The organism is Streptomyces sp. NPDC030021 (assembly GCF_055574035.1).
This window is the reverse complement of record NZ_JBVIAH010000019.1, coordinates 102,197-120,285: the sequence shown is the minus strand read 5'-3', so window position 1 is coordinate 120,285 and position 18,089 is coordinate 102,197. Positions and strand designations below refer to the sequence as shown.

General features: G+C 72.7%; 17 protein-coding genes. 6 read left to right on the top strand and 11 right to left on the bottom strand.

The genetic code is table 11. From position 1 onward, the window contains the following. Nucleotides 1–15 precede the first annotated feature (15 nt). Nucleotides 16–1,377 (bottom strand): MFS transporter, encoded by a 1,362-nt coding sequence (locus tag ACZ4YL_RS31240; RefSeq protein WP_468121243.1) that lies wholly within the window; start codon nt 1,375–1,377, stop codon nt 16–18. A 14-nt stretch (nt 1,378–1,391) separates the two neighbouring features. Next, entirely contained in the window at nt 1,392–2,042 is a 651-nt protein-coding gene (locus tag ACZ4YL_RS31235; RefSeq protein WP_468121165.1) for a GntR family transcriptional regulator, read from the bottom strand. Nucleotides 2,043–2,253: 211 nt separating this feature from the next. Here ACZ4YL_RS31235 and ACZ4YL_RS31230 point away from each other — a divergent pair, with 211 nt between their 5' ends. Then, a complete protein-coding gene (locus ACZ4YL_RS31230; protein WP_468121164.1) occupies nt 2,254–3,435 on the top strand; it encodes a DUF418 domain-containing protein in 1,182 nt (393 codons plus the stop codon). On the opposite strand, the gene ACZ4YL_RS31225 is transcribed toward ACZ4YL_RS31230, so the two are convergent. The 3 genes from ACZ4YL_RS31225 to ACZ4YL_RS31215 all read right to left on the bottom strand — a co-directional run bounded on the left by ACZ4YL_RS31225 (nt 3,419) and on the right by ACZ4YL_RS31215 (nt 7,011). Beyond that, nucleotides 3,419–3,748, bottom strand: coding sequence for a protease inhibitor I42 family protein (locus tag ACZ4YL_RS31225; protein WP_468121163.1), 330 nt, complete (start codon nt 3,746–3,748; stop codon nt 3,419–3,421). The genes ACZ4YL_RS31230 and ACZ4YL_RS31225 overlap by 17 nt on opposite strands. 15 nt (nt 3,749–3,763) lie before the next feature. After that, nucleotides 3,764–5,659 carry a C1 family peptidase gene (locus ACZ4YL_RS31220; protein WP_468121162.1) on the bottom strand — a complete coding sequence of 632 codons (1,896 nt, stop codon included), beginning with the start codon at nt 5,657–5,659 and terminating at the stop codon, nt 3,764–3,766. A gap of 242 nt (nt 5,660–5,901) precedes the next feature. Further along, a complete protein-coding gene (locus tag ACZ4YL_RS31215) occupies nt 5,902–7,011 on the bottom strand; it encodes an FAD-dependent monooxygenase (RefSeq protein ID WP_468121161.1) in 1,110 nt (369 codons plus the stop codon). Between the two features lie 166 nt (nt 7,012–7,177). Here ACZ4YL_RS31215 and ACZ4YL_RS31210 point away from each other — a divergent pair, with 166 nt between their 5' ends. The 3 genes from ACZ4YL_RS31210 (at nt 7,178) to ACZ4YL_RS31200 (ending at nt 9,931) form a co-directional block, all read left to right on the top strand. Next, nucleotides 7,178–8,191 carry a TetR/AcrR family transcriptional regulator C-terminal domain-containing protein gene (locus ACZ4YL_RS31210; RefSeq protein WP_468121160.1) on the top strand — a complete coding sequence of 338 codons (1,014 nt, stop codon included), beginning with the start codon at nt 7,178–7,180 and terminating at the stop codon, nt 8,189–8,191. 11 nt (nt 8,192–8,202) lie between these two features. Continuing rightward, nucleotides 8,203–9,408: a DUF1266 domain-containing protein gene (locus ACZ4YL_RS31205; protein WP_468121159.1), complete on the top strand. Its 1,206-nt coding sequence runs from the start codon at nt 8,203–8,205 to the stop codon at nt 9,406–9,408. 112 nt (nt 9,409–9,520) lie between these two features. Next, nucleotides 9,521–9,931 (top strand): PPOX class F420-dependent oxidoreductase, encoded by a 411-nt coding sequence (locus tag ACZ4YL_RS31200; protein WP_468121158.1) that lies wholly within the window; start codon nt 9,521–9,523, stop codon nt 9,929–9,931. A gap of 31 nt (nt 9,932–9,962) precedes the next feature. On the opposite strand, the gene ACZ4YL_RS31195 is transcribed toward ACZ4YL_RS31200, so the two are convergent. From ACZ4YL_RS31195 to pdhA, 6 genes are all read right to left on the bottom strand, one after another. After that, nucleotides 9,963–10,727 (bottom strand): hypothetical protein, encoded by a 765-nt coding sequence (locus ACZ4YL_RS31195; protein WP_468121157.1) that lies wholly within the window; start codon nt 10,725–10,727, stop codon nt 9,963–9,965. A 290-nt stretch (nt 10,728–11,017) separates the two neighbouring features. Then, nucleotides 11,018–11,956: a GNAT family N-acetyltransferase gene (locus ACZ4YL_RS31190; RefSeq protein WP_468121156.1), complete on the bottom strand. Its 939-nt coding sequence runs from the start codon at nt 11,954–11,956 to the stop codon at nt 11,018–11,020. 57 nt (nt 11,957–12,013) lie between these two features. Further along, complete coding sequence (locus ACZ4YL_RS31185) at nt 12,014–12,643, bottom strand: hypothetical protein (RefSeq protein WP_468121155.1); 630 nt, start codon at nt 12,641–12,643, stop codon at nt 12,014–12,016. A gap of 125 nt (nt 12,644–12,768) precedes the next feature. Continuing rightward, the gene (locus ACZ4YL_RS31180; RefSeq protein ID WP_468121154.1) at nt 12,769–14,202 is read right to left on the bottom strand and encodes a dihydrolipoamide acetyltransferase family protein; all 1,434 of its coding nucleotides are present in this window, start codon (nt 14,200–14,202) and stop codon (nt 12,769–12,771) included. A gap of 12 nt (nt 14,203–14,214) precedes the next feature. Beyond that, nucleotides 14,215–15,195 (bottom strand): alpha-ketoacid dehydrogenase subunit beta, encoded by a 981-nt coding sequence (locus ACZ4YL_RS31175; protein ID WP_468121153.1) that lies wholly within the window; start codon nt 15,193–15,195, stop codon nt 14,215–14,217. Beyond that, nucleotides 15,195–16,397, bottom strand: coding sequence for a pyruvate dehydrogenase (acetyl-transferring) E1 component subunit alpha (gene pdhA, locus ACZ4YL_RS31170; RefSeq protein ID WP_468121152.1), 1,203 nt, complete (start codon nt 16,395–16,397; stop codon nt 15,195–15,197). Before pdhA ends, ACZ4YL_RS31175 begins: the two co-directional genes overlap by 1 nt. A gap of 327 nt (nt 16,398–16,724) precedes the next feature. Here pdhA and ACZ4YL_RS31165 point away from each other — a divergent pair, with 327 nt between their 5' ends. Next, the gene (locus ACZ4YL_RS31165) at nt 16,725–17,387 is read left to right on the top strand and encodes a response regulator (protein WP_301368797.1); all 663 of its coding nucleotides are present in this window, start codon (nt 16,725–16,727) and stop codon (nt 17,385–17,387) included. 150 nt (nt 17,388–17,537) lie between these two features. After that, entirely contained in the window at nt 17,538–17,954 is a 417-nt protein-coding gene (locus ACZ4YL_RS31160; RefSeq protein WP_468121151.1) for a pyridoxamine 5'-phosphate oxidase family protein, read from the top strand. The last annotated feature ends 135 nt before the right edge of the window (nt 17,955–18,089 follow it).

Sequence of the window (18,089 nt, the reverse complement as noted above, 5' to 3'; positions counted from 1 at the left end):
CGGGGGGCGGCGGACCTACGGTGCCTCGCGCCCTGCTGTTTCCGGGAGGGGACGCGCACGGGGCTCCGGTTCCGGCTCCGGTTCCGGTTGCGGTTCCGGTTGCGGTTCCTGCGCGGGGACGGTGACGCGGCCCCGGGCGGCCTCGCGGGCCAGGGCGAGGGGGCGCAGGCGCAGGATGCTGATCACGCCCAGCGCTTCGAGGACGAAGACCGTGGAGAAGGCGACGCGGTAGTTGTCGCCGGTGGCGTCCAGCAGGATGCCGACCGTCAGCAGGGTAGTCATGGACGCGATGAAGCCGCCCATGTTCGTGATGCCGGAGGCGGTGCCCTGGCGCTCCGCCGGGTTGGCCGGGCGGGCGAAGTCGAAGCCGATCATCGACGCCGGTCCGCAGCTGCCGAGCACCAGGCACAGGGTGACCAGCAGCCACATCGGGGCCCGGTCGCCCGGGTGCACGAGGACCGCCGCCCACAGCAGGGCGGTGAGGCCGACCGTGCCCAGGGCGAGCGGGATCCGCGCGGACTGGCGGCGGCCGACGATCTGGCCGTAGACCAGCCCGAGCGCCATGTTCGAGGCGACGACCAGCGTCAGCAGCCCGCCCGCGGTGGTCCGCGACAGCCCCTGTGCCTCGACCAGGAACGGCATGCCCCACAGCAGCAGGAAGACCATCGCGGGGAACTGCGTGGTGAAGTGCACCCACAGGCCGAGCCGGGTGCCGGGTTCGGCCCAGGACTCCCGGATCTGGCGGCGTACGAAGCCCCCCGAAGCGGCGCGCGGCGCGGATCCGTACCCCTCCGGGTGGTCCCGCAGGAACAGCGTCAGCGGCACCAGGACCACCAGCCCGGCCACCGCGCTGCCCGCGAAGGCGGCGGTCCAGCCGATCTCGTGCAGGACCGGGGCGAGGACGAGGGTGGAGACGAGGTTGCCCGCCATGCCGACCAGCCCGGCCAGCTGCGCCATCAGCGGCCCGCGCCGGGCCGGGAACCACCGGGTGCCGAGCCGCAGCACCGATATGAAGGTCATCGCGTCGCCGCAGCCGAGCAGCGCCCGCGCGGCGAGCGCCATCCCGTACGAGGGCGACAGCGCGAAGCCGAGCTGGCCGACGGTGAAGAGCACCGCGCCCAGGGTCAGCACCTTCTTGGTGCCGAGCCGGTCGACCATCAGGCCCACCGGTATCTGCATGCCCGCGTAGACCAGCAGCTGGAGGAGGGAGAAGGTGGCCAGCGCCGAGGCGTTGACGTGGAAGCGGTCGGCGGCGTCCAGGCCGGCCACCCCCAGGCTGGTGCGGAAGATCACCGCCACGAAGTAGACGGCGACGCCGATGCCCCACACGACGACGGCCTTCCGGCCACCCGGCGGATCGGCGGGTATGCCGTCCATGGCAGGGGAGGAGTTCACCGGCCCGGCCCCCGCACCAGGGCCTCGACCCGGCCGATGTGACCGCGGACCGCCGCGGCCGCCGTGTCCGCGTCCCCGGCGCGCAGCGCGTCCAGGATCTCCGCGTGCTCGGCGAGCGTCCGGTCCAGCCGCTCCGGGTGGGCGTGCAGCAGGGCCACGCCCATCCGCAGCTGCCGGTCGCGGAGCTGGTCGTAGAGGCGGCACAGGATCTGGTTCCCGGCGCTGCGCACGATCTCGGCGTGGAAGCCGCGGTCGGCGGCCATCATCGCGGCGAGGTCGCCCGCGTCGGCGTGCCGGCGCTGTTCGTCGAGCAGGGCGGCGAGCCGGTCCAGCAGGCCCGGCGGGGCCGGCACTGCTCTGCGTACGGTGAACTCCTCGACCAGCAGCCGGGTTTCGAGGACGTCGGTGATCTCCTGCGCGGAGACCTGCAGGACCAGCGCGCCCTTCTTCGGGTACAGCTTCAGCAGCCCCTCGGTCTCCAGCCGCAGCAGCGCCTCGCGCACGGGCGTACGGGACACCCCGACGGCCGCGGCCAGTTCGCCCTCGGTCAGCAGGGTGCCGCCTTCGTAGCGGCGGTCGAGCACCCCCTGCTTGACGTGCTGGTAGACGCGGTCGGCCGCGGTCACGGCAGTGGTGGGGGCGGACATGCGCACAGGATAGATACAACAGGGGTGCAAGCTCTGCCGGGTCCAGGATGTGGACCCGGCCCCCGGCGGGACCCCGGGCGGGTACCTCGGGCGCATACCCCGGGCGGGGCCCTGGGTGTGGTCCGCGGGCCTCACGCTGCACCGAAGGATGTACCGCGTCTTCGTCCGCCCGCAGGACGTACGGGGCCCCGCGCGCCGGGACGCTGAAGTCATGGCCGACACCCTGCTCGCCCCGGCGCCACACAAGACCGCCCGGCTCCCCCTCCTGGACGTCCTGCGCGGCGCCGCGATCCTCGGCACGCTCATGACCAACGTCTGGATCTTCACCTCGCCCGGCTCGGAGTGGGGAGTGCTCCAGGGCGGTCTGAAGCCGCCCGACCCGATCGCCGACCCCTCCGCCGCCCACCTCGCCGAGAGCGTCTTCCGCTTCCTCGCCGACGGCAAGTTCCTGGCCCTGCTGACGGTCCTGTTCGGAGTGGGCCTGGCCATCCAGTTCGACTCCGCCGCCCGCCGCGGCGCCCCCTGGCCCGGCCGCTACCCGCGCCGCGCCGCCTTCCTCTTCGTCGAGGGCACGGTCCACTTCGTGCTCGTCTTCGCCTGGGACGTGCTCATGGGGTACGCCGTCACCGCCCTCCTCGTCGCCTGGCTGCTGGCCCGCTCCGAGAAGGTGCGCAAGGGGGCCATGTGGACGGCCGGAGCACTGCACCTGGCGCTGATGTCCCTGGTGACCCTCGACGCGCTGAGCCGCCCCGCCGGCGCCCCGAAGAGCCCGGACCCGGCCGCCGTCGAGCTGTACGCCCACGGCGGCTACCGGGCCCAGATCGCCTTCCGCCTGGAACACTTCCTCGCGCTGCGCATCGAGCCGGTCTTCTCCTTCGGGCTGCTCGTGTTCCTCTTCCTCCTCGGAGTGCGGCTGCACCGCGCGGGCGCCTTCACCGCCACCGCCGAAGGCCGCCGCATCCGGACCCGGATGGCCGTCTGGGGCCTGGGCCTCGGGCTGCCGCTGAACGCCGCGACCACCCTCGGCGGCTCCGACTTCTACCTCCTGGGCCGCTACGGCGCCGCGCCGCTGCTCGCCCTCGGCTACATCGGCCTGATCGGCCTCGCCCTCGACCGGCGGTGGATCCCGGCCCCGGTGAGCCGCGCCCTCGGCTCCGTCGGCCGCACCGCCCTGTCCTGCTACGTCGCCCAGAACCTGCTCTGCATGCTGCTCTGCTACGGCATCGGGCTGGGCCTCGCCGAACGGCTCGGCGGCAGCGGCCCCTGGTGGGTGATGGGCCTGTGGGCCGGCGTGAGCCTGACCCTGGCCGCCGGATCGTGGCTGTGGCTGCGCCGCTTCGACCACGGCCCCCTGGAGGCCGTACAGCGCACGGTCCTCAGGTCCCGCCGGTGACCGCCGCCACCTCCACGTCCAGGACGAACTCGTCGTAGGGGGCCTCGTCCGGGTAGGGCGGCCGGACCTGCGCGAAGCGGATCCGGGCCCGGCCCCCGCCCGGGGGCCGGGCCCGGACCACGTAGGTCCGCTCCACCGGGGCCCCCGGCGGCGGGGCCGCCGCGGCGGCCGGAACCCCGGCGGCCGCCGCGACCGTCACCACGTCCGCGTCCCCGGTGACCTGCCAGGTCCACACGTACCCGCGCGCGCCGCGCCCGGTGAGCCGCAGCTCGTACGACTCGTCCGGGCCGAGCACGATGCTCCGTACCTCCACGCCCGCCCGGTCCTCTCAGACGGGGCCGATCACCGACCCCTCGTGCCAGCCCGCGCCGTCGCGCCAGTAGTGCTGAAGGCGGCGGTCGGTGCGCAGGACGATGACTTCCAGGTTGAACCCGAAACTGCCCTGGAGCATCCCGGTGACGGAGGCGACGTCGTGCCCGAAGACCGCGCTGCGCCGCCAGGGGGAGCCGCCCGCGTTGCCGCGCCACCAGTGCTCGACCTGCCCTCCGGCGACGGCCACGCACAGCTCGTAGTTCCCGGCGGTGTCCTCGTCCGCGGCCCCGGACTGCCCCTCGATCAGGCAGGGCGCGGAGACGGCCGCCGTACCGCTGCCGAAGATCTCCCCGGCCCGCCAGGTGAAGCCGTTCGGATCGTCGCGCCACCACAGCTGCATGCGGCCGTCGGCGAGGGTGGCGACGAGGTCGAGGTGGCGGGCGCGGGTCTGGACGAGGGCGGGCCCGTAGTGGGCGATGCCGGAGGCGAACCGGCCGCCGTCGTTCCAGGTCCAGGGGGCGCCGTTGATCCGCCACCAGTGGCCCAGACGGCCGTCGGCGGTCCGGACGACCACCTCGAAGTTGCCCGGCTTGCCGTAGTCGCTCTGGATGAATGCCGGGGTCGAACCGACGGCCGCGTCGCCCGGGCCGAAGAGGCCGCCGTCGCGCCAGGCCCCGCCGGACTGCTCGTAGTACCAGTGGCGCAGCCGGCCGCCGGTGGTCACGTGCAGGGACTCCATGTTGCGGTTGTAGGTGGTGCCGGTGAAGGCGGGCTGGCCGGAGGCGTCGGTGGCGAAGGTGCCCGCGCGGGCCCAGGCGAACGGGGAGTCGCCCTCGCGCCACCAGTGCTGGAGGCGGCCGCCGGGGGCGGTGGCGAGCAGCTCGAAGTTGCGGTGGGCGCGGCCGTTGCCGCTCTCGTAGACGTTGCCGGTGTGCAGGCGGCGCTTGGTCCACGGGTCGATGTTGGTGCCGCGCAGGCCGCACTTGGCCCAGTAATCGATGTTGACCTCGCCGTAGGCGATCCGGCCGTAGCCGCCGACGTGGTAGCCCGTCCCCCAGGAGTTCTTGAACAGCCAGCAGCCGGCCGCGTCGTCGTAGCCGACGATCAGCACGCAGTGGCCGCCCGCGAGATGGTCGCTCGTACGGTGGTACACGCCGGAGCCGAGGCCGAAGAAGTCGTCGTAGACGTCGAAGCAGGCGGTCAGCGGGCCGACCGTGTCCAGCCAGACCTTCTGCTGCTCCACGTCGCCGAGCCGGACGTAGTCGGTGATCCGGACGGTCCGGCCGGACCGGTCCCAGCTGGGCGTGTACTCGGCGCGCCAGGCATCGCGGCGGGCGGCCGGCAGACCGGCGGGCGGGGTGCTGTACGGCCAGCAGTCCGGGTCGGCGAGCCCGCCGTTCGCCTTGATCCAGTCGAGGGCGGTCTCCGGATTGCTGCCCTGGCCGCAGGTGAAGCGCAGGCCGTCGTGGACGTCGCCTTCGGAGCGCTCCGCCCATACGTCGTGCTCGATCCGGGCCATGGACTCCACCAGGCCGGCGGCGCCGAAGGCCCAGCAGGAACCGCACGGGTTCTGGTCCTTCACCTTGGTGATCCACGGCCGTCCCCAGCGGCTGCGCCAGTCCACGGCGGCAGGCCGGGCCGGGGCCGCCGGCCCCTGGACCCCGGGCAGCAGCCCGTGGGCGGCGCGGCGCCGGGTCAGATGCGGATTGCCGCTCGCGTGGCCGATGATCCCCGGGAGATCGATCACCCCTGCGTCCTCGGCGGTGGTCAGATTCGCCCCGGGCTCCAGACCGAGCGAGGGCCGCGGTACGGGCTCCTCGTCGGCGAGGTGCTCCAGGACCGACCAGCGCGCCCCCTGCGCGACGAGCTGCGCACGCAGCTCCCCCACCGACTGGACAGATTCCTCCGGCATGGCGGCCCCCCAGCTGCAACCGTTCGGATCCAAGACCCGGGAGCGTCTCCCCGGCGCCCGGGGGCGTCAAGGGGGTTCGCACGGTCGCGCGGTGGCACGAGGGGGCGTGCCGCTCCGGCGGTGGCCGGTTCCGCGCCCTTCGCCCGGTCCGGAGCCCGCGGAGCCGGTCGCGGTCGGGGCGCCGGACGACTTCTCCGGCCACCGGCTGATCACCGCCGCGTCCGCCGAGCGTGACGCGATCGTCAGCCGTCCAGTGAGATCGCGTTCTTGGCGCGCGCCACCGATTCCTCGGAGGCGGGGCCGCCCGGATTCTCCGTCGCCAGCGCCTGGTTGAGGTCGACGAAGGGCCGCATCCGCTCCTCGTAGCGGGCGTACGCGGCGAGGTGGTCGCCGCAGGCCCGGGCGAGGGAATCGGCCAGCACATGGGCGCCCACCAGGGCCAGGCTGGTGCCCTGCCCCGAGAGGGGGGAGGGGCAGTAGCCGGCATCCCCGAGCAGGGCGACCCGGCCCCGCGACCACTGGTCCATGCGGATCTGCGCCATGGCGTCGCAGTAGAAGTCGGGCGCCTTGCGGGCGGCCTCGGCCAGGCGGGCCCCTTCCCACCGCACGGACTCCAGCCTGTCGACGACGGTCCGCCGCAGGGCCTCGGCGGTGCGCAGTTCCGGGGCGAGGGGGGCGGACTCGAAGCCGAAGGCGATGCGCAGTTCGGTGTTGTCGCGGACGGGCATGATGCCGAAGCCCATGTCCCCGTCCCGCAGCCACATCTGCCAGTCCTCCAGGCCGAGGAAGTTGTCCGTGCCGAACACCGAGAGGTAGCTGCCCAGGTGGTGGGCGTAGCCCTCCTCGGGGCCGAAGGCCAGGCGCCGCACGGTGGAGTGCAGTCCGTCCGCCCCGACGACGAGGTCGAAGGTGCGCGGCGCCGCGTGCGCGAACTCCACCCGCACCGCGCTCCCGTCCTCCTCCAGCCCGGTGACGGTGTCGCCGAAGAGGTACTCGACGTCTGCGCGGGTGTGCTCGTGGACCATCCGCACCAGGTCCTCGCGCAGCACCTCGATGTCCTCGCCGTCGAGCCGGCCGCTGCTGAAGGTCGCCTCGGTGGAGCGGCCGACCTCGCTGCCGTCGGGGCCGAGGATCGACATGCCGCGCATCCGGGTGCGTACGCGGCTCGCCCGCTCCAGCAGTCCCATGCGCTCCACCACGTCGAGCGCGACGCCGCGGATGTCCACGGCCTGCCCGCCGCCGCGCACGCCCGGGGCGCGTTCGACGACGGTGGGCTCGAAGCCGTGGCGGTGCAGGAGGTGGGCGAGGACGGGTCCCGCGATGCCCCCGCCGGAGATGAGCACGGTCCGCATGAGAAGCTCCTTCGGTGATTTGTACGCTGTACGCGTTCTGAATGTACGACGTACATACAGACCTCTCAACTGGCACAACGACGGGCCTGTACTAGCTCAGACCAGTTCTGGAAGAGATCTCCGCTGCTACCCTCTGCACTAGTACAGGACAGAAAGGCGGGAGAACGTGACGCAGACCACAGGCGCGGCAGGCGCAGCCGGTGATCCGCCCTACCTGCGCATCGTCGCCGCGATCCGGCGGAGCATCGCGGACGGGGAACTCGCCCCCGGGGACCGCGTCCCCTCCACCCGGCAGATCGCCGCGCACTGGGGCGTCGCGCTCGCCACCGCCACCAAGGCGCTGACCACCCTGCGCCTGGAGGGCCTCGTCGAAGCCCGCCCCCGGATCGGCACGGTCGTCGCCGGGAGCGCACCCGCCGCCCCCACCGCACCGGCGGCCCGCAGGCGCCCCTCGCCCGCACCGGACACCGAGCCGGAACTGACCGTCGGACGGATCGTCCGCGCCGCCGTCGAGATCGCCGACGCCGAAGGGCTTGCGGCGCTCTCCATGCGCGGTGTCGCGGCCCGGCTCGGCGTCGCGGCGATGTCGACCTACCGGTACGTGCCGAGCAAGGAGGACCTGGTCCTGCTCATGGCCGACGCCGCGTTCGGCGAGGCCCACCCCGCCGACGCCTGCGCCGATGCCCCCGAGGACTGGCGGGCGCGCGTCGAGGTGGGCGCCCGGACCCTGTGGCGGCTGTACCGCAAGCACCCGTGGCTGGCCCGGATCGGCACTCTCACCCGCCCGTTGCTGGTGCCCAACCTGCTGGTCCACGGCGAGTGGATGCTGGGCGCCCTCGACGGCCACGGACTCGACCCGACCACCCTCTTCGACATCCACGTCCTGCTCTACAGCCATGTGCACGGCCTGGCGGTCCACCTGGAACTGGAGGCCGACGCCGAAGCCGCCACGGGCCAGTCTGAGGACCAGTGGATGGACAGCCGCGCCCCCGTCCTCCAGGAACTGATGGACTCCGGCCGCTTCCCGACCTTCGCCAAGGTGGTCGGATCCTTCGAGGACGGCTACGACCTGCGGCTCGACGCGCTCTTCGACCTCGGGCTGGGAGCCCTCCTGGACGGCCTGACCCCCGTCGTCGAGGGCCGAGAACGCTCCCTCGGGCCCCGTCGGGGTCCCGTATAGGCTCGGGCCGTATGGGGACGTGGAGCGCGCCGAGCGCCATCGAGAGAGAGCTGTACGAGGCCAAGACCGCCGGCGACTGGGCCGCGTACTTCGACGTACTGGCCCGTACGCCGCTGTACGTGGCGCAGTCCCGCGCGCGGTCCGACGCGCATCCCGACTCGGTGTTCTTCCACGCCACCCCGGACCGGATGCTCGTCGTCCACACCGCCGGCATGCTGCCCGCCCCCACCCCCGAGACGGTCTACGAGTCGCGGAGCCTGCGCTGGTTCGCCAAGGTCTGGAACGCCGACGACCCCGCCTTCCTCGCCGTGAACCCGGGCTCCCCCGCCGAGGCCTACCTCACCACCGCCCCCGCCGACCTGGCCCGCTGGCGCGCCCACGCGGAGGCCGCCCCCCACTACGGCCTGCCCGAGGGCAAGGTCCACGCCCTGTTCACCGGCGGCCCGCTGCACGGGCCCGTCGCCCACGGCCTCGCCGTCGGCGGCCATCTCGCCGTGACGAACGGCGAGTTCTGGAACTCCCTCGCCTACCACGGCAGCGGCTACCAGTACGAGCGCCGCCGCGTCGCGAAGAGCTGGAGCATCACCGACCGGCCCGACTGGCTGTCCACCCTGGAGACGCTGCTGGACTGCGGGATGGTCAGCCCCGTCTGGGAGTACGCGCTCCGCGTCCGCCGCGCCCTCGCCTCCGACTTCGCCGGGCCGGTGGACATCGAGCACTGGCGGCACGCCGCCGAGGCGAGCCTGCGCCGCAGCGCCGAACGCGCCGCCGAGCCGCAGCTCACCCCCGACGGGGTCACCGTCGCCCAGCCGCGGCCGGTCGCCGAGGTCGAGGGGGAGATAGCCGGCGTCAAACGCCTCATCGGCCGGATCACCCGCTACGAGCAGCGCTTCCGGGCCGACGGACTGCTCCCCGAGGACGGCTGGGTCCGCTCCGTGGAGGGCTGGGACATCGGCCGGGCCTCGCAGATGGCCCGCTGGGGCGTCGGCTGCCGCTACGGGACCGTCGCCGAGGCCGAGCAGGCCGTACTGCGCGCCGGGGAGGCCGCGCGCGACACGTACCGCTCGTGGGCCGAGTTCTCCGCCGGGTACGTCCTCGGCCGGTGCCTGCACTTCGACGAGGAGGAGTTCGGCACCTGGTACACGACCGCCCTCGCCGCGCACCTCGCGCTGACGACCGACTCGGCGAGCCCCTGGCTCAACATCCCCTGGAACTAGGGCAGTCCGGACGGGGTCAGACCTCCTACGACCTCGTCCGACCTCGGGTAGTCGGCGGCCCCGGCCGGAAACCGGCGGCGGGCCACCGGGCTCCCCGACTAGCCTCGCAGCCATGACTGTTGAGCTGAACGAGACCGTGCGAGGGCTGCTCGACGCGCCGCACCCCGCCGTCCTGTCGACCATCAACCCCGACGGAAGCCCGCAGAGTTCGGTGATCTGGGTGACCCGCGACGGCGGCGACCTGCTGGTCTCCACCGAGCAGGGCCGCCGCAAGGAGCGCAACATCGTCCGGGACGGGCGGGTCGGCCTCACCGTCTTCGACCTGGCCAACCCCTTCCTCTACGCCGAGATCCGCGGCACGGCCACCGTCACCGAGGACATCGGCCGGGCGGTGGCCGTCCGTATCGCCGAGGAGTACATGGGCCCGGGCGCCGGCAAAGAGTACGCAGAGGCCCCGGCCGAGGACGTCCGGGTGGTCGTCCGCATCACCCCGACCAAGGTCCTCGGCAACGCGGCCCGGTAGGGCCGACGGTGTGCGGTCCGGCCGAGAAGACCTAGGGCAGGCCGGGCCGGACCGCCGCCCAGGCGTCGACCGCCTGCGCCGAAGGGTCGGCGTCCACGAGGTGGGGCCGCACGAGCACCAGCCACGGGATCAGGCTCTTGATCCGGCGCAGGTGCCGGATCCGGTGGTACGGGAGGTCCCGCCAGACCCGGCCCTGCGCCGCGGCCTGCTCCGGGGTCAGGTCCATCAGCGCCAGCAGCTCCCGGCACAGGGCGGCCGGGTCACCGCCCTCGTCCTGGCCGAACTGCTGGATCAGGTAGACCTGTACGGAGGCCAGTTCGGGCGCCCGGAGCAGGCCGGGCCCGCCCTCGGCCCGCACGCAGCGGTGGGTGGCGGCCAGCGCGATCCGGCCCCAGCGCAGCCGGATCCCGTCCGGCAGCCGCTCGTCCCGCATCCGCACCCCGGCCAGGACGCGCAGGGTCCGCGGGTGCGGTTCGTCCCGCAGCGGCGGGCCGGTGGCCAGCCAGGCCTCCAGTTCCTCCAGCGAGTGGCCGTCGGGCGGCACCGAGGTGAGCACCTGTCCCCGGGTGAGCAGCGCGACCATGGCGCCCGCGAGGTGGACCCTCGCGACGTGCCCGGCGTCGAAAGAGCCGACGGCCCGCCCGTGGCGCTCGATGCGGCGCAGGCCGATCCTGGATTCCCCGACGGCGTAGACCTGTCCGGCCCGTGCCACGCCGCCGACGCACCGGACCACGCACACCCCGCCCGTGACGTCGGCCTCCTCGACGGAGTACACCTGCAATTCGGCGATGGACACCCGCGCCCCCTTCCCCGGGCGGGAGATTACCGTCCGGGGCCGTCCCCCTGCCCTTCCGGGGCGTGCGCGTAGGCCCGGAATCCGCTCCGGATCCCCTCCGGGGATCCGGCGGAGGGCGTCCTTCGGGGTCCGCCACTTCGCCACGTCCTTGCCGATCCGCGCCCCCGTCTCGCTGTCGACGTAGTTGGCCGGCGATTGCAGATGGCCCCGCAGGTACCTCTCCGGTTTCACCTCGTCTTCCGCCCGCGCCCCCTCCCGTGCGAGCGGTGGCCCGAAGGGAGAAACGTCCCTCAGACCCCGGCCGGTTCCTCCAACACCAGCCGGATCTCGGTGACCTCGTAGCCCGCGCGGTCGAAGGCGGCGGCCATCGGGGTGTTGACGGTGTCGGTGGTCGCGGTGATGCGCTCGGCACCTTCGGCGGCGTGGAAGCGGGTGATCTCGCCCAGGATCTCGTCGATCAGGCCCTGGCCACGCTGTTCCGGTACGACACCCAGGTAGCCGACGTTGCGGTGGTACGGGGTCGCCGACGGGATGGCCATGCCGGCGAGCGTGCCGTCCGGGAGGTGGGCGAGGCGCCACCAGGAGCGCTCGCCGGGGCAGTCGAGGTAGAACTCGACGTCCTCGCGGGCCAGCTGTTCCGCGTCCATCGACTGGAGCTCGGTCTGCGTGTGCAGGTCGAGGCTGCCGGCGGACAGCCGGGTGAAGGCGTCCAGGAACTCCTCGTCGGTGCCGTCGCGGAAGACGAGCCGGCCGGTGGGCTCGGCCGTCCCTGCGACGGGGGTCCACTCGTAGCGCAGCCGCTCGATCTCGCGCGTCAGGCCCGACTTGTACGCGGCCTCCTGGCGCCAGGCGACCGCCGCGGCCAGCTCCGGGTCGGCCCGCCAGTCGCGGGGCAGGGAGATGTTGTAGCCCGGCCGCTTGCCGAAGGCGGCGTGCCCGGCCTCCAGCAGCCCGGCGGCGACCTCGGCCGGGTCGGCCACGTCCCTGCGCACCTGAAGGCAGTCGAGCGCGACGGGCCGCTCGCTGTCGGCGCGCCCCCACCACAGGGCGCGGGCGAGGATCCGCCCGTCCTCGTCCTCGGCGAGCCAGATCCATTCGGGCCTGATCTGGTTCTCCGCGAGCTCCTCACGGATCCGCTCGGCGGTCAGGGCGGGCACGGGGCCGTCGGCGGGGTGGGCGACGGCGCGGTCGAGGTCCACGGGGTCCGCGGTGGCAGCACGAAAGATCATTGAGGGATGATCACATGGGGTCGCCGCTCCGACCAGGGGTTTCGCCCCGCGGCCCGGTCACTCCCCCTGTCCCACGATCCCTTCCAGCGCGTGCGCGTACTCCCGCAGGCGCCGCTTGAAGAGCTCCGCCGAGCCCGACGAGGGCATCAGGAGCCCGGGAAGGAACGCGACCCGCCACATCAGGAACACCTCGTGGAGCGACCGCCCACGGCCGGCCCCGCCCCACGTGCACGCCGCGCCGATCACCTCCGCGATCTCCCGGGCCCGGGACTCCACGTCGTCGCCGCCGCGCAGGGCCGCCACCCCCACCAGCGCCTGGAGGAGGTGCGCCAGCTGGAGGTCGGCGCCCATCCGGGCCATGCGGCGCACCGTTTCCGGCGCGCCGAGGTCCGGGGTGTACTCCTCGATGCATCCCGACCACATCAGCAGGGTGACCGGCGGGACGTCGTGCTCCCGCAGGTAGCCGAGCCCGTCCATGATCTCCATCGATGCGGCGTGGAAGTCACCCAGCCGCCGCACCACGTCCAGCACCCGGTCCAGCTCGCCGCGGTGACGCGCGACGAACGCGCCCACCGACACCGATCCCAGCGCCGCGCCGCACTCGACGAGCGCGCCGAGCGGACCGAAGACCTCGCGTACGAGCGTCGTCTCCGATGCCACCGCTACCGCAGCCTCTCGGTCCGCCATCTCGCCGCTCCTTCGCCTTCGCCTACGTCACGGAGAGGCGCTCGGGGGTCCGGGTGGTTCCACCCATGCCGATGGCCGGCCTCCGCGGGGGAGACCGGCCATCGGGTGGGACGTCGTACGTGCCGCTACGACCAGGTGATCAGGCGGCGGGGGTGTTCCAGGACCGCCGCGATGTCGGCCAGGAAGCGGGAGCCGAGCTCGCCGTCGATGAGACGGTGGTCGAACGACAGCGCCAGGGTGGTGACCTGGCGCGGCTTCACCTTGCCCTTGTGGACCCACGGCTGGAGCTTGATCGCGCCGACCGCGAGGATCGCGGACTCGCCGGGGTTCAGGATCGGCGTACCGGTGTCGACGCCGAAGACGCCGACGTTGGTGATGGTGATCGTGCCGTTCTGCATGTCCGCCGGGGAGGTCTTGCCGTCACGGGCCGTGGCGACCAGCGAGGACAGGGACTCCGACAGCTCGCCGAGGGTCTTGGCGTGCGCGTCCTTGATGTTCGGGACGATCAGCCCGCGCGGGGTGGCCGCCGCGATGCCCAGGTTGACGTAGTGCTTGAGCACGATCTCCTGGGCCGCCTCGTCCCAGGACGCGTTGACGTCCGGGTTGCGGCGGATGGCCACCAGCACGGCCTTGGCGATGAGCAGCAGCGGGTTGATCCGCAGCCCCGCGAGGTCCGGGTCGGCCTTGAGCTCCTGGACCAGCTTCATCGTGCGCGTCACGTCGAAGGTGATGAACTCGGTGACGTGCGGCGCGGTGAAGGCCGAGCCGACCATGGCCTGCGCGGTGACCTTGCGGACGCCCTTGACCGGGATACGGGTCTCCCGCGCCGAGGCGTCGGCCGCGGGGGCCGCGGCCACCGCGACGGGCGCGGCCACAGCGGCCGGGGCTGCGGCCGGAGCCGCCGCGGGCGCGGCGGCCTGCGGGGTGATCGCCGCGGCGGCCGCAGCGTGCACGTCCTCCCGGGTCACGACCCCGCCGTCGCCGGTGGGGACCACCGAGGCCAGGTCGATGCCGAGGTCCTTGGCGAGCTTGCGCACCGGCGGCTTGGCCAGCGGCCGCTCGCCGATCGGCTGCGCCGGGACGGCGGGCAGCGGCGCCGGTGCGGCCGGAGCCGCGGGAGCGGCCACCGGGGCCGCCGTGCCGTTCTGCGCGGCCACGGCGGGCGCCGGGGCGGCCTTGCGGGGACGGCGCTTGGTGGAGGCGGTGGAGACCCCGTAGCCGACGAGGACGGGCTGGCGCGCCTCGGGGGCGGGCTCGGCCGCGGCCTCGGCGGCGGCCGGAGCGGCCACCTCCTGGACGGGGGCCGGAGCCTCGGCCTCGCCGGTCTGCACCGAGATGATGACCTGGCCGACGTCGACCGTGGTGCCCTCCTCGAAGAGGAGCGCGTGCACGACGCCGTCGAACGGGATCGGCAGTTCCACGGCGGCCTTGGCCGTCTCGACCTCGCAGACGACCTGACCGTCGGTGACCGTGTCACCGGGCTGGACGTACCACTTGAGGATCTCGGCCTCGGTGAGGCCCTCGCCCACATCGGGCATCTTGAATTCGCGGATGGTCATGACGCGGGTCTCCTAGTACGCCAGCGAGCGGTCGACGGCGTCGAGCACCCTGTCCAGGCCGGGCAGGTACTCGTCCTCCAGGCGGGCCGGCGGGTACGGGGCGTGGAAACCGCCCACGCGCAGGACCGGCGCCTCCAGGTGGTAGAAGCACCGCTCCGTGATGCGAGCGGCGACCTCCGCGCCCACGCCGAGGAACACCGGCGCCTCGTGGACGACCACGAGCCGGCGGGTCTTCTCGACCGAGGCCTGGATCCCGTCGAAGTCGACCGGGGACATCGAGCGCAGGTCGAGGACCTCCACCGACTTGCCCTCCTCGGCGGCCGCGGCCGCGGCCTCCAGGCAGACCTTCACCATCGGGCCGTAGGCGGCCAGGGTGACGTCCGAGCCCTCGCGGCTCACGCGCGCCTTGTGCAGCTCACCGGGGATGGCGTCGAAGTCGACCTCACCCTTGTCCCAGTAGCGGCGCTTCGGCTCGAAGAAGATCACCGGGTCGTCGCTGAGGATCGCCTGCTGGAGCATCCAGTAGGCGTCGCTCGCGTTCGAGGGGGAGACCACCTTGAGGCCCGGCACGTGCGCGAAGAGCGCCTCGGGGGACTCGCTGTGGTGCTCGACCGCGCCGATGCCGCCCGCGTACGGGATGCGCACGACGACGGGCATCTTGACCTTGCCCAGGGCGCGCGCGTGCATCTTCGCGAGCTGCGTGACGATCTGGTCGTACGCGGGGAAGACGAAACCGTCGAACTGGATCTCCACGACCGGCCGGTACCCGCGCAGGGCCAGGCCGATGGCGGTGCCGACGATGCCCGACTCGGCGAGCGGGGTGTCGATGACCCGCTCCTCGCCGAAGTCCTTCTGCAGGCCTTCGGTGATCCGGAAGACACCGCCCAGCTTGCCGACGTCCTCACCCATGATCAGGACCTTGGGGTCCTGCTCCAGGGCCTTGCGCAGCGACTCGTTGAGCGCCTTAGCGATCGACATCTTCTCGACAGCCATCAGTGACCCTCCTCGAAGGACGCGAGGTAGGCGGCGAACTGGGCGCGCTCCTCGTCGACGAGCGCGTGCCCGTCCGCGTAGACGTTCTCGAAGATCGCCATGGTGTCCGGGTCGGGCATGGCGCGCACGGCCTCGCGCACGCGCTTGCCCATGGCCTCGCTCTCGGCCTCCAGCTCCGTGAAGAACGCCTCGTCGGCGCCCCCGGTGGCCAGCAGGTGGGCCTTCAGGCGCAGGATCGGGTCCTTGGCCTCCCAGGCCGCCGTCTCCTCGTCCCGCCGGTACTTCGTCGGGTCGTCGGAGGTGGTGTGCGCGCCCATGCGGTACGTGAACGCCTCGACCAGGGTCGGGCCCTCGCCGCGGCGGGCCCGGTCCAGGGCCCAGCGGGTCACGGCCAGGCAGGCCAGCACGTCGTTGCCGTCGACGCGCACGCCCGGGAAGCCGAAGCCCTGCGCGCGCTGGTAGAGCGGCACGCGCATCTGGCGCTCGGTCGGCTCGGAGATCGCCCACTGGTTGTTCTGGCAGAAGAACACCACGGGGGAGTTGTAGACGGCGGAGAAGGTGAACGCCTCCGCGACGTCGCCCTGGCTGGACGCGCCGTCGCCGAAGTAGGCGATGACCGCGGAGTCCGCGCCGTCCTTGGCCACACCCATCGCGTAACCGGTCGCGTGGAGCGTCTGCGAGCCGATCACGATCGTGTAGAGGTGGAAGTTGTTGGTGTTCGGGTCCCAGCCGCCGTGGTTCACACCGCGGAACATCCCGAGCAGGTTCGTCGGGTCGACCCCGCGGCACCAGGCCACGCCGTGCTCGCGGTAGGTCGGGAAGACGTAGTCCTCGTCGTTCAGGGCCCGGCCGGAGCCGATCTGCGCGGCCTCCTGGCCGAGGCACGAGGCCCACAGGCCCAGCTCTCCCTGGCGCTGCAGGGCGGTCGCCTCGCCGTCGAACCGACGGGTCATGACCATGTCGCGGTACAGCCCGCGCAGGTCCTCGGTGGTGATGTCGGCGACGAAGGGGGCGAACTCGGCGTTCTCCGCGTTGTCGACGCGGTCCCCTTCGGGCGTCAGCAGCTGTACGAGCTGAGGTACGGCGTCCTGCGTCTGCGCGGTGGCAGCGGCGGGCTTGGCGGCGGCGTTCGCCGCGCCTGCCGCCCGCTTGGTGCCGCTGCTGCGTCGCGGCTTGCGCGCGGCAGTGCTCTCCACGGTCACGTGTGCTCCTCCGTCGGTCCGGCACCCGGGTTCTCCGGGGTCCAGTGCGGCTCACCTGTATCCGTAACGAGCACACGGGGTGGGTGCGCTTCGCGTACGGGGATTCAGGCGTGACAGGTGTCCCGGCGAGTGCCCTGCGCAATGCACGTTACCCAGTGCGCCGCATAACTGCGAAACCCCGTTTGACCTGCGTTTTTGCTTGGATTTCCTAGTAAAAACGCAGTAACGGGAACAACCACTGGTCACAGCCTTGCAGGGGCCGGGAACAACGGCACGTTATCCCGGGTAACTCCGGCAGGGAAGGGGTGAGTGTGTGAAACTGACTTCGTGCGCGAAGACGGAAAAATCAAGGTATTCCTCCTGGACGACCACGAAGTGGTACGCCGGGGCGTCCACGAGCTCCTGTCGGTCGAAGACGACATCGAGATCGTCGGCGAGGCCGGTACCGCCGCCGATGCCTTGGTCCGTATCCCCGCCACCCGGCCCGACGTGGCCGTCCTCGACGTCCGGCTCCCGGACGGCAGCGGTGTGGAGGTCTGCCGCGAGGTGCGCTCGCAGGACGAGGACGTCAAATGCCTGATGCTGACCTCCTTCGCCGACGACGAGGCGCTCTTCGACGCGATCATGGCCGGCGCCTCCGGCTACGTGCTCAAGGCGATCCGCGGCAATGAGCTGCTGAGCGCCGTACGCGATGTCGCCGCCGGCAGGTCGCTGCTGGACCCGGTCGCCACCGCCCGCGTGCTGGAGCGGCTGCGCGACGGCGGCAGGAGCGGCAGGGGCGACGACCGCCTGGCCCACCTCACCGAGCAGGAGCGGAAGATCCTCGACCTGATCGGCGAGGGCCTGACCAACCGCGTCATCGGCGAGCGGCTTCACCTGGCCGAGAAGACCATCAAGAACTACGTCTCCAGTCTGCTCTCCAAGCTGGGCATGGAGCGCCGCTCGCAGGCCGCCGCGTACGTGGCCCGCCTGCAGGCCGAGCGGCGCTGACCCCCGCCGCTCACACCCGTCACGCGGGGTGACGCCCCGGTGGCGGTACGGGTTCCACGGGGTCCGGCGTTCCCTTCGGGACCAACGTCCCCGGTCCTCGGGGCGGGCTGCTCTTCCCCGGCGGGGTGTCGGTGGCCGAGAGTGGACGCCATGTCCCCCGAGGAACTCCACGCCGTCGAACTGCTGCGCCGGGTGCCGTACGGCCGCGTGGCCACCAGCATGCGCGCGCTGCCTTTTCTCGCGCTCGCCCGCCACATCGTGGTGGACGGCAGGGTGATCTTGAGAATGCATTCCGGTTTCGGCTACCACCAGGCCTGCAACGGCAGTGTGGTGGCCTACGGGGCCGACAATTCCCATGCGCCGGACCCCGAGCTCTGGTCGGTGCAGTTCACCGGAACGGCGCAGGTCACCGAACCCACCAACGCCGAACTGGAGCTCTTCGGCCCGGTTCCGCATTTCATCGACGGCCAGGTCTTCGACCCCGTCTACATGCGGATAGAACCCCAGTTCGTCACCGTGCACTCACTGGCCCGGAATCCGGACCGGCAGTACCAGTACGCGCTCTGACCCGCGCTCACGCGGATACGGGAACGGGGCCGGCGGGAGTGGGTTCTCCGGGGCCCCTCCCCTCTCCGTCTCCCCCTCCCCCGCTGGTTTCGCCCCCCCCCCCCCCACCCCCAAGACCACCAACGCCCCCCGTTG

Excerpts from the sequence above, each read along its gene's own strand:
- ACZ4YL_RS31205 (WP_468121159.1), top strand. The coding sequence starts at position 8,203 with ATGGGGACGTGGAGCGCGCCGAGCGCCATCGAGAGAGAGCTGTACGAG.
- ACZ4YL_RS31160 (WP_468121151.1), top strand. The coding sequence starts at position 17,538 with ATGTCCCCCGAGGAACTCCACGCCGTCGAACTGCTGCGCCGGGTGCCG.
- ACZ4YL_RS31220 (WP_468121162.1), bottom strand. The coding sequence starts at position 5,659 with ATGCCGGAGGAATCTGTCCAGTCGGTGGGGGAGCTGCGTGCGCAGCTC.
- ACZ4YL_RS31200 (WP_468121158.1), top strand. The coding sequence starts at position 9,521 with ATGACTGTTGAGCTGAACGAGACCGTGCGAGGGCTGCTCGACGCGCCG.
- ACZ4YL_RS31190 (WP_468121156.1), bottom strand. The coding sequence starts at position 11,956 with ATGATCTTTCGTGCTGCCACCGCGGACCCCGTGGACCTCGACCGCGCC.
- ACZ4YL_RS31240 (WP_468121243.1), bottom strand. The coding sequence starts at position 1,377 with ATGGACGGCATACCCGCCGATCCGCCGGGTGGCCGGAAGGCCGTCGTC.
- ACZ4YL_RS31235 (WP_468121165.1), bottom strand. The coding sequence starts at position 2,042 with ATGTCCGCCCCCACCACTGCCGTGACCGCGGCCGACCGCGTCTACCAG.
- ACZ4YL_RS31175 (WP_468121153.1), bottom strand. The coding sequence starts at position 15,195 with ATGGCTGTCGAGAAGATGTCGATCGCTAAGGCGCTCAACGAGTCGCTG.
- ACZ4YL_RS31230 (WP_468121164.1), top strand. The coding sequence starts at position 2,254 with ATGGCCGACACCCTGCTCGCCCCGGCGCCACACAAGACCGCCCGGCTC.
- ACZ4YL_RS31185 (WP_468121155.1), bottom strand. The coding sequence starts at position 12,643 with ATGGCGGACCGAGAGGCTGCGGTAGCGGTGGCATCGGAGACGACGCTC.
- ACZ4YL_RS31215 (WP_468121161.1), bottom strand. The coding sequence starts at position 7,011 with ATGCGGACCGTGCTCATCTCCGGCGGGGGCATCGCGGGACCCGTCCTC.
- ACZ4YL_RS31180 (WP_468121154.1), bottom strand. The coding sequence starts at position 14,202 with ATGACCATCCGCGAATTCAAGATGCCCGATGTGGGCGAGGGCCTCACC.